This is a genomic window from Rhizobacter sp., assembly GCA_021153565.1.
GTDB lineage: Bacteria > Pseudomonadota > Gammaproteobacteria > Burkholderiales > Burkholderiaceae_C > Albitalea.
The window spans coordinates 1-9,964 of record JAJKJU010000288.1 but is presented as its reverse complement, the minus strand read 5'-3'; the positions used below and the strand labels follow the sequence as shown (position 1 = coordinate 9,964).

General features: G+C 67.1%; 13 protein-coding genes. All 13 read right to left on the bottom strand.

What is annotated here, in order from left to right; translation table 11 throughout:
* A partial coding sequence (locus AC30NL_RS18230) for a TraI domain-containing protein (RefSeq protein ID WP_489465405.1) occupies window positions 1-464 on the bottom strand: 464 nt, incomplete at its 3' end.
* 152 nt (window positions 465-616) lie between these two features.
* A complete protein-coding gene (locus tag AC30NL_RS18225) occupies window positions 617-961 on the bottom strand; it encodes a hypothetical protein (protein WP_489465404.1) in 345 nt (114 codons plus the stop codon).
* A gap of 716 nt (window positions 962-1,677) precedes the next feature.
* A complete protein-coding gene (locus tag AC30NL_RS18220) occupies window positions 1,678-2,571 on the bottom strand; it encodes a F0F1 ATP synthase subunit gamma (RefSeq protein ID WP_489465403.1) in 894 nt (297 codons plus the stop codon).
* Entirely contained in the window at window positions 2,568-4,121 is a 1,554-nt protein-coding gene (locus tag AC30NL_RS18215; RefSeq protein WP_489465402.1) for an alternate F1F0 ATPase, F1 subunit alpha, read from the bottom strand. Before AC30NL_RS18215 ends, AC30NL_RS18220 begins: the two co-directional genes overlap by 4 nt.
* Window positions 4,118-4,930, bottom strand: a complete 813-nt coding sequence (locus tag AC30NL_RS18210) for a F0F1 ATP synthase subunit delta (protein WP_489465401.1) — start codon at window positions 4,928-4,930, stop codon at window positions 4,118-4,120. Before AC30NL_RS18210 ends, AC30NL_RS18215 begins: the two co-directional genes overlap by 4 nt.
* A gap of 3 nt (window positions 4,931-4,933) precedes the next feature.
* Window positions 4,934-5,215, bottom strand: a complete 282-nt coding sequence (locus tag AC30NL_RS18205; RefSeq protein WP_489465400.1) for a F0F1 ATP synthase subunit C — start codon at window positions 5,213-5,215, stop codon at window positions 4,934-4,936.
* A 107-nt stretch (window positions 5,216-5,322) separates the two neighbouring features.
* Window positions 5,323-6,024: a F0F1 ATP synthase subunit A gene (locus tag AC30NL_RS18200; RefSeq protein ID WP_489465399.1), complete on the bottom strand. Its 702-nt coding sequence runs from the start codon at window positions 6,022-6,024 to the stop codon at window positions 5,323-5,325.
* Window positions 6,008-6,334: an N-ATPase subunit AtpR gene (locus tag AC30NL_RS18195; RefSeq protein WP_489465398.1), complete on the bottom strand. Its 327-nt coding sequence runs from the start codon at window positions 6,332-6,334 to the stop codon at window positions 6,008-6,010. The genes AC30NL_RS18200 and AC30NL_RS18195 overlap by 17 nt, the downstream gene beginning before the upstream one ends.
* Window positions 6,321-6,668 (bottom strand): AtpZ/AtpI family protein, encoded by a 348-nt coding sequence (locus AC30NL_RS18190; protein ID WP_489465397.1) that lies wholly within the window; start codon window positions 6,666-6,668, stop codon window positions 6,321-6,323. Before AC30NL_RS18190 ends, AC30NL_RS18195 begins: the two co-directional genes overlap by 14 nt.
* Window positions 6,665-7,051 (bottom strand): F0F1 ATP synthase subunit epsilon, encoded by a 387-nt coding sequence (locus AC30NL_RS18185; protein WP_489465396.1) that lies wholly within the window; start codon window positions 7,049-7,051, stop codon window positions 6,665-6,667. Before AC30NL_RS18185 ends, AC30NL_RS18190 begins: the two co-directional genes overlap by 4 nt.
* Window positions 7,048-8,469, bottom strand: coding sequence for a F0F1 ATP synthase subunit beta (atpD, locus tag AC30NL_RS18180; RefSeq protein ID WP_489465395.1), 1,422 nt, complete (start codon window positions 8,467-8,469; stop codon window positions 7,048-7,050). Before atpD ends, AC30NL_RS18185 begins: the two co-directional genes overlap by 4 nt.
* Window positions 8,466-9,701 carry an acetate/propionate family kinase gene (locus tag AC30NL_RS18175; RefSeq protein WP_489465394.1) on the bottom strand — a complete coding sequence of 412 codons (1,236 nt, stop codon included), beginning with the start codon at window positions 9,699-9,701 and terminating at the stop codon, window positions 8,466-8,468. The genes atpD and AC30NL_RS18175 overlap by 4 nt, the downstream gene beginning before the upstream one ends.
* The coding region (locus AC30NL_RS18170) for a phosphate acyltransferase (protein ID WP_489465393.1) at window positions 9,698-9,964 on the bottom strand (267 nt) is incomplete at its 5' end. The genes AC30NL_RS18170 and AC30NL_RS18175, both read right to left, overlap by 4 nt.

Genomic DNA, 9,964 nt, shown 5'->3' with positions numbered 1-9,964 from the left:
TTGCGCGGCAGCAAGTAGCCGCCGCGCAGAACCAGGGCGTGATGCGCCGTCTCCAGGGTGTGCGCCAGCAAGCCGCCGACATTGGCGTGATGATGCGATTCAGACGCAGGCATCAACTGCACGAACTCCGCATAACGCTGGACCGCCGGCAGCAGATCTCGTTCGAACACTGTCTTGGCCAGGCGCGAGTGACGCGCCAGGTGTGGGAGCAACTGGTCGGCTCCGGTAACTTGCAACAGCTGCTGATGGGTGAGCACGGCCAGATGTCCTGGGGCTTGGCCACTGATGTTGATCTTGGGCGCCGGTTCAGCCGGCAACTCGACCACAACAGATTCGGCGCTCGGGGCATGACGCGTGAACGTAATTTGGGGCAGCCGCCGAATCCAACGCGGGTTGGACGACAGTTGCAGCCACACTGCGACCAACAGCAGTAGCACGGCAAGGATCAGCAGCAACTCGAGCACGGTTGGCGTTGCCTCAGTACATTGGCACGAGCATTGGACTCAACGAGTGCGGCGCCGGGTTGAACACTACCTTGGTCCACTCCCACGCATGGGCTGCATCTGTTGCTCGGTTGAACCGCGGCGTTGCAGCCGTCAGGCGCAGCGCCCCGATCTCACGGCGTCGTCGTGGGATTGCGGCGCGGCAGCACAAAGCGCAGGTTGCCGGCGACGAGCCAGTTGCGCAATGCTTGCGAGTCCACATGCATGGGCGACAGGTGCTGGGTGCGCAACTCGTGCGCGCCATCTTGTTTGTTCTGGAGAAAATCCCAGGAGGGCACGGCGGGCTCACCCAACGGTTTCCACGGTTTGCCGACGGCTGCGCCCTGCCCATCAAGCCACTGGGCATGCCAGTGCATGAAGGGCTGCTCCTCAATGTCCTTGATGGTGTCGCTGACTCTGACACGCACATTGGTGCGACGACGCAAGATGCTCGCGAATACGCGTGCGGTACCGAGCATCGGATCGTCGTGGGGCGGCAGGTACTGTTCAAAACCATCGTGGAGGCGCAACCAATCCAGAACCGTCCAGCTTCACTCTTGAAGGTCCAGGGTCTTGAGTGCCTGATTGATGCCGAAGCTTGCAGCTTGTCGATCCGCAGGGCCGCAGACCGGGCGGTTTTGCCGCGAAGAGGGCGGGGTTCACTGGTCAAATCATGCGTCAATGATGTCCGAGTTACCGTCCTAAACCCTTCGGCACGTGCCGGGGGTTTCGGCTTGCTTGTGCTACCGAATCGATGTAGTGCGGGGCTGGCCGGAGCTGCTTATTGTGTCCGTCGCATCGCTCGCCTCTCGGGCCCACGGATCCTTCGTTGAAGATGATCGATGGTCGCTTCAGACTGTCTGCAAACGTTCAACCTCGGGCTGCTGAATGACGCCGGCTGCACAAAGCTGACCTACGCGGCCGTTCTGGGCGAACGACCGGACCACCTCGCAACTTGCCTTCGCCGACTCCCTCCGGGAGAACCAAGTTCAGTGTCCGGCGATCACAACATCACAATCGAGGACCGTGCCGAGAGCGCGTGTGAACGACTGCATCCAAAAGCCGCGAGCTCGCGGTAGCGACCCATCGCAGACGCTCGTGACGGCGTATTGAATGCCGGCAGTCCGCTCAGAAACCGCCATTCGGACACGCACTCGGGGCGCGCGAGAACACTCGATCGATGGCAATCGCCCGCTCACGAGCGTCCATCTCCGGAAAGTGCGGCGTATCCAGCCGTGACATCGAACAGTTCCTCGTCGATGGAAGTCTGGCGTTGCGCGTGAAACCGGCCTCGCAGCTTCGAGAGCAATTCTTCGATGTTCTTGTCGGCCCGCTCCATCGCCGCCAGTCGGCTCGCGTTCTCGCTCGCCAGCGACTGAGCACAGGCCTGGAACAACGAGATGAACAGATGTTCTCGGATCAAGGCCCGCAGGGTGTCGACGCGACGACCCATCACTTGCGGGACACGCGCCGTCGGCCACGCTTGCTTCAGCAACCCGGTGCGCCACGACGCGTCAAGCGGTAGCAATCGTCGGTGCACGGTCTCGTACAGCGCGCCGGCCGTCGGGCTGTTGTGAAAAATCTCGATGTGTGCGGCTGGGATCTGGCTGGGGTGCGTCTCGGTGTCCAACTGCAGCCGATCGACGAGCGACGGGATCGATTCGACGGTGCCCGGCACGGGGTAGGCAGCTTCGATCGCCATGCCGGCATCCACGAGGCGGGCACGAATCCGTTCGCCGACGGCCCAGATCACGCGCGGCCCGTCGATATGGCGCAGGGCATCGACCACGCGATCTACGACGACCGCATTGAACTGGCCCACCAGGCCTTGGTCGGATCCGAATACGATCACACCGACAGTCGTGCGGCTCGCGGGCGCTGCCGTCCGCTGCTCGGATGCGGGGGAAACCTCTCGAAGGCAGGCGCCCAGACCCTGGTCTACCGCCCGGCGGTAGTCCGCCAGCGCCAGCACCGATTGCTCGTACTGGTGGATGCTGGAAGCCGCCAACGCGCGCATGGTGCGAACAACGGACTGCAGGTCGGTTGCGGTGGCGATCTCGTGCCGCAGCGCTGCCGTGGAGTCGGTCATACGGAAGACTTCGCTGCTGCCTCGGCATCCCACTGGGCGAGCGAGTCGCGGGCCGCAGCAATAACGGCCTGCACATCCTCGTCGCTCGGCTTGCCCGCCTCGTCGAACTGGGCCAGCACCGCCGCTGGCAGATGCACGGCGGCGCCCCTGACCGCTCGCTCGGCTTCGGCCATGCGCTCCAGCGGCACGGCATCGAAGAGCCCCGCCGTCAACGCCCTCAGCACGGCAACCTGCTCGGGCACCGAAACCGGCTGCGATTGCGCCTGCTTCAGGCAGGCGCGAATCCGCTGGCCATGCGTGATCGCCTGGCGACTGCTGTCGTCGAGCCGAGCGCCGAACCTCGAGAAGGTTTCAAGTTCCTCGAACTGCGCGTACGCGAGCTTCAGGTCGCCGGCCACGGCGCGGAAACTGCCGCGCTGCGCCTTGCCGCCGACCCGCGACACCGATTGCCCCACATCGACGGCTGGCAGCACACCGAGTTCGAACAGCCTGGGCGACAGGGAGATCTGTCCATCGGTGATCGAGATCAGGTTGGTCTGGATGTAGGCCGACATGTCCTGTGCCTCGGTCTCGATGATTGGCAGCGCCGTCAACGAACCGCCTCCGCGTTCGGCGCTCAGGTGGGTGGCGCGCTCGAGCAGGCGCGAGTGGATGTAGAAGATGTCGCCGGGAAAGGCCTCGCGCCCGGGCGGTCGCCGCAGCAGCAGCGACAGCTCTCGGTAGGCGCGCGCGTGTTGCGTGAGGTCGTCGTACACGATCAGCACGTCACGGCCGGCCTCCATGAAATGCTCGGCGATGCTGGTGGCCGCATACGGTGCGATGTAGGCCAGGCCGGGCGGCTGGTTGCCTTCGGCAACCACCACCACGGCGTAGTCCAGCGCACCCTGCTCGCGCAGCGTCGCCACCGCCTTGGCCACCGCCGACGCGCGCTGCCCGATGGCGCAGTACACGCAGAGCATGTCGTTGCCGCGCTGGTTCAGGATGCTGTCGATCGCGATGGCCGTTTTGCCGGTCTGGCGGTCGCCGAGGATCAGCTCGCGCTGTCCGCGGCCGATAGGGATCAGCGCGTCGATGACCTTGAGGCCGGTCTGCAGCGGCACGTCGACCGCCACGCGGTCCATGATCGGGGCGGCCGGCCGCTCGATGGGCAGCCGGTGGCTGGAGCGCACCGCGCCTAGACCGTCCAGCGGCCTACCGAGCGGGTCGATGACCCGCCCCAGCAGCCCTTCACCCACACCCACGTCCATCACGCGACCCGTGCGCTCGACCTGGTCCCCCGCACGCAGCCGCCAATAGTCGTCGAGCAGCACGACGCCGACTTCGGCCTCATCGACGTTGAAAGCGATCCCGTAGACATCGCCGGGAAAGCGGACCAGTTCGTCGAAGCCGACGTTGGGCAGGCCGGCGACCTGGGCCACACCCGTCGCGACGCTCAGGATGGTGCCGACTTCTTGCGCACGCAGGCGCGGCACGAACCCGCCACGTGCCTCGCCGATCGCGGCGAAGGTCTGGTCGAGCGTGGCGCGCAGGCCGGCGTTCGCGGCCGTCACGTGGCACCCAGCCGAGTGGGGTCGGCCATTGGTGCGATCGGTGCCACTTCGGGCTGCGGCGCCACCACGTCGGTCACCAGGTGCTCGAGCGCCTCGAGATGATGGGCGATGCTCCACGACAGCTTCTGCCCGCCGGCAACGAGTTCGATGCCGCTCACGAGGTCCGCTGCGGTCTCGAACCGGAGCGCGACGGTCGCGCCGAAGGTGTCGTCAACGGCCGCCTGGATCGCCGCCTGCTGCGCTGCGGGCAGGTCGAACGCGCTGCGGATCCGCGCAGTCTGTGCCGACGCCTGCAAGGCCGTCGCCAGCTCGGCCCGCGCGGTTTCATCCAGCGCTCGCAGGTGACGCATGAACACATCCGCGATGCGCTCGTCCAAGCTGGTGGCCGCGAGGTCGGTCAAGACCTTCCGCGAGATCGCGAACACCTCGCGCCGGGCGCGTTCGCCGAGTTCGCGATCCAGGTGCGAGGCTTCGGCCTCCAGCGCCTCGCGCCGCTTCGCGCCGAGTTCGTCGGCAGCCTGGCGTGCCGCGTTCAGCAGCCGCTCGCGCTCGGCGGCGGCGGCCTGCGTTGCCTGCGCCAGCAGTCCGGCGCGTTCGCGATCGAAGCCGTCGGCCTTCTGTCGAAGAGCGTCGCGCTGCGTTTGGGCATCATGCTGTGTCGCTTGCGCATCGCCGAGCTGCTTGGCGATGCGGGCCTCGCGCGCATCGATGGCATCGAGCACGGGTTGGTACAGGAAGCGCTTCAGCAGCCAGACCAGGACGACGAAATTGAGCGCCTGAGCCCCCACGGTGAACCAGTCGATCAGCATGGTTCACTTTCCGGCGGCGTGGGCGATCGCTGCATTCCAGAACGGGTTGGCGAAGATCAGGATCATCGAGACCACGAAGCAGTAGATTGCGGTTGACTCGATCATCGCCAGGCCGACGAACAGAGTGCGCGTGATGGTGGCCGAGGCGTCGGGCTGCTGCGCCAGCGCAGTCAGCGCGGTGGCCACCGCCCTGCCCTCCGCGAAGGCCGGCCCCATGCAACCGAAGCCGGTGGTGAGCCCGGCGATGGCGATCGATGCGACCGCGATGATGGTCATGCTGTCCATGAACTGCTCCTTGCTGATGTCAGAGGCTGAGAGCATTTCGATCATGCCCGAGCAGCACGGGGTCTTTTGGCGTGATGAGCGGGCATGATCGAAAAGCTCTCAGCCTCTCAGGGTTTCGAGCCAGTCGGCTCGTCGTGGCGAGCCTCGCCGGTGTGCGTGGCCGCCGCGAGATAGACCGCGGCGAGGATGCTGAAGATGTAGGCCTGCACCATCCCGGTCAGCAGGCCGAGTGCGGTCATCACGACCGGAAACAGGAAGGGCGTGATGGTCAGCAGAATGGCAATGATCATGGCGCCGCTCATCATGTTGCCGAACAGGCGCACCGCCAGTGCGAGCGTGCGCGAGAGTTCGCTGATGATATTGAAGGGCAGCATCATGGCCGTCGGCTCCAGGTACGACTTCAGGTAGCCGCGCAGCCCCTGGTCGCGGATGCCGTAGTACGGCACCGCGATGAACACGCACAGCGCGAGCGCCAGCGTCGTCGACAGCGATCCGGTGGGCGGTTCGTATCCCGGCACGATGGTGCACAGCGCTGCGGTGGCGACGAACAGGAACAGGCTTCCCAGGAAGGCCAGGTAGTGGCGCGGACGGCGCAGGCCGACCTGCTCGATCTGCTGCACCATGCCGACGACGACGATCTCCAGCAGGTTCTGCCAGCGCGACCGGCCATGGTCTGTGCTGAGGCGGCGCGTGACGCACCACGAGCCGAGGGCCAGCATCAGTATCAGCGCCCAGGTGAACACGATCGTGGCATTGAGCTTGACGAAGCCGCTCTGCCAGAAGATCCACTCGTCAGGGCTGAGGCGCATGCCTGGCCTCCGGCGCCGAGGTCGCCACCGCGAGGGCGGTGCTGCGTGTCACGCGCAGCACCAGCGCGCGAGCCACGATGAATCCCGCCAGACAGGCCGCCAGGCGCTGCCACTGCCCGGCCCCGACGAGGTAGAACCCGGCCAGCGTGACGGCCATGCGCAGCAGGAAGCCCCCGAAGTGCAACGCCAGCGATCGGCCGGACTGCAGCGTGCGCCGAACGGTCCACCAGAGACCACCGAAGAAGAACGCGCCCAGCGCGGCTCCGGCCAGGCCGGCGAGCAGCCATGTCCAGGTCTCATGAACTTGCATCGTCGGATTCCCCCAGGTCTTGCCGCATGGCCCGCTCTTCCTTGGCAACCCAGTGCCACGCATTGAAACAGCCGAGCACCAGGCCGGCCATCAACAGCGCCAACGTCCACGAATGCCGCCCGGCGTGGTGGGCGTCGAGCCAGATGCCCAGGGCTGCACCGAGCAGCGTCGGCACCACCACCGACCACCCGACCAGCCCCATGGTTCCGAGGCCGAACCACACGCCGGGCGCACCGCGGCGCCGCGAATCGAGTTTGCGTTGCACCTTGGCACCCACTGTCGCAGCCAGCGTGGGCGGCTCCGTCGTGGCGGGTGTCGGCTTGGATTCGGTCATGGGCGAAGCCTCGCGAAACGGGCCACGAAGCCGCTCTCCAGTTTGGTCATCACTGCACGCAGTTCACGCGCCTGCTTGTCCTGGGTCAGGAACTCGCGCTCCACCGCATCGCGCAGTTGCGCCAGGTCCGCACCCCGCATCGCGCGCCTGACCGACACGCTCACTTCGGCACCTGCTTTCACGAGGATGCCCTCGTCGACCGCGACGAAGACCTCGCCGTCGGCCGCGGTTTCGAAGGTCAGGATGCCCGGCGTCAGCGCCGCCACGCAGTCGAGCCGGTGCGGCAGCAGGCCGAACGAACCCTCGGCGGTCTCGGCAACGATGCGGGAGACACCGGCCTGGCGCAACAAGACCCGGAACGGCAGCAGGACTTCAAGATTCATGGGGCGGCATGCTCCACCTCGCCGGCGGGCGATGCAACTGCCTGGGGCTTGCCCTTGGCCTCGGCGATCGGGCCGATCATGTAGAGCGCGCTTTCTGGGTGGTCCTTGAACTCGTCGCGCAGGATGCGCTCGCAGCCGTCGAGCGCATCCTTCAGGCTGACGGTCTTGCCTGGGCTGCCGGTGAACTGTTCGGTCGTGAAGAAGGGCTGCGTCAGGAAGCGCTCCAGCCGGCGCGCTCGTCCGACGACCTTGCGGTCCTCGGACGAGAGCTGGTCGAGCCCCAGCATCGCGATGATGTCCTTGAGCTCGGCGTACTGCGCCAGCGTGCGCCGGATCTCCTGCGCGAGCCGGTAGTGCTCGGCGCCGACGATGCCCGGTGTGGCCATCTTGGAATTCGACTGCAGCGGATCGACGGCCGGGTACAGGCCCTCGCTCGCACGCTTGCGCGACAACGCGATCGACGCCGACAGGTGCGAGAAGGTGTGCACGGCCGCCGGGTCAGTGAAGTCGTCGGCCGGCACATAGACCGCCTGGATCGAGGTGATCGCACCGGTGTCGGTGTTGGCGATGCGCTCCTCCAGCCCGGACAGCTCGGTGCCCATCGTCGGCTGGTAACCCAGCCGCGACGGCATCTGCCCCATCAGGCCCGAGACCTCTGAGCCCGCCTGGATGAAGCGGAAGATGTTGTCGATCAGCAGCAGCACGTCGCGGTGCTCGTCGTCTCGAAAATACTCTGCCATCGTCAACGCCGCATGGCCGACACGAAAGCGCGCCCCCGGTGGCTCGTTCATCTGGCCGAACACCATCACCATGTTCGGCAGCACGCCGGCGTCGCGCATGTCGCGGTAGAGCTCCTCGCCTTCGCGGCAACGCTCGCCGATGCCGCAGAAGATGCTCACGCCATGGTGGCGCCCGACCATGTTGTGGATGAGCTCGGTCAGCAGCACGGTCTTGCCCACCCCGGCACCGCCGAACAGGCCGGCCTTGCCGCCGGTTTCCAGCGGCAGCAGCACGTCGATCGCCTTGATGCCGGTCTCGAACACGACCGAGCGCGTGGAGCGCGTGGCCAGCGCGGGCGGCGCCCGATGCACGGAGCGCCCGTGAACCTTGGTGGGTGCCGGCAGGCGGTCGATCACCTGGCCAAAGACGTCGAACATGCGCGACACGATGCCGGGACCGACGGGCGCCTGCAGCGGCGCGCCCGTGTCCCTGACGGCCATGCCGCGCGCCATGCCTTGGGTCGAGGTGAGCGCGATGCAGCGCACACGCTGCGCATCGAGCTGGGCCAGCACCTCGATTGCGATCTCGTCGTTCGCACCGGCGCGCAGCAGCGTCCGGATCGGTGGCAGCTGCAGGTCGAAGCGCACGTCGACGACGCTGCCGCGCACGGCCGTGACGCGTCCTGAGTTCGGTGTCATCCGGTTTTCCCGCAGGCGAGGACTGCCTGCGCATGCTGCGCCAGCATCAGTTCCTCGTTGGTCGGAATGACCCACGCCGACACACGGCTGCCGGCCGTGCTGATGCGCGTCGCATGAGCCTGGTTGGCCGCCCCGTCGAGTTCGACACCGAGCCAGGCCGCGCTTTCGCAGACACGTCGGCGGACCGTGGCGCTGTGCTCGCCGATGCCGGCGGTGAACACCAGTGCATCGAGCCCGCCGAGAGCCGCAGCGAGCCCGCCCAGCTGGCACGCTATGCAGTGCACGAACAGATCGATGGCGGCTCGGGCGCGCGGGTCGTCGCTCGCTTCCAGCGCCCGCATGTCGGCGGAAATCTCCGAGACGCCGAGCAGGCCCGATTCCTGATACAGCAGCTTCTCGATCTCGGCCGGGCCCAGGTGCATCTCGCTCGCGAGGTACATCACGACGCCGGGATCGAGGTTGCCGCAGCGCGTGCCCATCATCAGGCCGTCGAGCGCCGTGAAACCCATGGTCGTGGCGATGCTGCGGCGCTCGCGCAGCGCGCACATGCTCGCGCCGTTGCCGAGGTGCGCGACCACCACCCGCGCGTCAGCCCGCGCGCCCAGATGCGACGGCAGCACACCGGCGATGTACTCGTAGGACAGGCCGTGAAAGCCATAGCGCCGCACGCCTGCATCGCGGATGCGCCGCGGCAGCGCATAGGCCTGTGCGACCCAGTCCTGCCGGGCATGGAAGGCGGTGTCGAAGCAGGCCACCTGCGGCAACCCGGGCTCCAGGGCCGCGATGACGCGGATCGCCGCCAGGTTGTGCGGCTGGTGCAGCGGCGCGAGCGGGCTCAGCGCGTCGAGTTGGGCCAGCACCTCGGGCGTGACGCGGACCGGGCCGATGAAATGTTCGCCGCCATGCACGACGCGGTGGGCCACGCCCCACACGTTGCGGCCCGGCAGTCGCCCCTCCAGCCACTCGAACAGCAGGCGCAGCGCCTGTGCATGACCTGGCGGCGAAGCCTCGGCCTCGGCCGCGACCACAGCCTCGCCGGACAGCGACGTGCCGTCGTGCCCCCAGGCGACCAGCCGAGCCGATCGGCCGATGCCATCGATCTCGCCATGCAGCAGGCGCTCGGGCACGCCCGCAGCGCCTTTGTTGCTGCCGAAGGCGGCGAACTTGATGCTCGACGAACCCGCGTTGAGCACGACGATTGAGCCACCCGAGGGCCCGCGTTCGTCTGTCATGTGGCTACCCCACGGCGCGATTTGGCCCACAGCAAGGCGATCGCGCATGACGCGATGCGCGAATGCGCCGAGTCGGCACGGCTGGTCAGCACGATGGGCACGGTCGCGCCGAGCACGATGCCGGCGACCTGCGCATCGCCGAGGTATTCGAGCTGCTTGGCGAGCATGTTGCCCGACTCCAGATCGGGTACGACGAGGATGTCGGCATCGCCGGCCACCTCGGACCGGATGCCCTTGGTCCTGGCGGCGGCCATCGAGACGGC

Excerpts from the sequence above, each read along its gene's own strand:
- AC30NL_RS18205 (WP_489465400.1), bottom strand. The coding sequence starts at position 5,215 with ATGGACAGCATGACCATCATCGCGGTCGCATCGATCGCCATCGCCGGG.
- AC30NL_RS18195 (WP_489465398.1), bottom strand. The coding sequence starts at position 6,334 with ATGCAAGTTCATGAGACCTGGACATGGCTGCTCGCCGGCCTGGCCGGA.
- AC30NL_RS18200 (WP_489465399.1), bottom strand. The coding sequence starts at position 6,024 with ATGCGCCTCAGCCCTGACGAGTGGATCTTCTGGCAGAGCGGCTTCGTC.
- AC30NL_RS18175 (WP_489465394.1), bottom strand. The coding sequence starts at position 9,701 with ATGACAGACGAACGCGGGCCCTCGGGTGGCTCAATCGTCGTGCTCAAC.
- atpD (WP_489465395.1), bottom strand. The coding sequence starts at position 8,469 with ATGACACCGAACTCAGGACGCGTCACGGCCGTGCGCGGCAGCGTCGTC.
- AC30NL_RS18225 (WP_489465404.1), bottom strand. The coding sequence starts at position 961 with ATGCTCGGTACCGCACGCGTATTCGCGAGCATCTTGCGTCGTCGCACC.
- AC30NL_RS18190 (WP_489465397.1), bottom strand. The coding sequence starts at position 6,668 with ATGACCGAATCCAAGCCGACACCCGCCACGACGGAGCCGCCCACGCTG.
- AC30NL_RS18185 (WP_489465396.1), bottom strand. The coding sequence starts at position 7,051 with ATGAATCTTGAAGTCCTGCTGCCGTTCCGGGTCTTGTTGCGCCAGGCC.
- AC30NL_RS18220 (WP_489465403.1), bottom strand. The coding sequence starts at position 2,571 with ATGACCGACTCCACGGCAGCGCTGCGGCACGAGATCGCCACCGCAACC.
- AC30NL_RS18210 (WP_489465401.1), bottom strand. The coding sequence starts at position 4,930 with ATGCTGATCGACTGGTTCACCGTGGGGGCTCAGGCGCTCAATTTCGTC.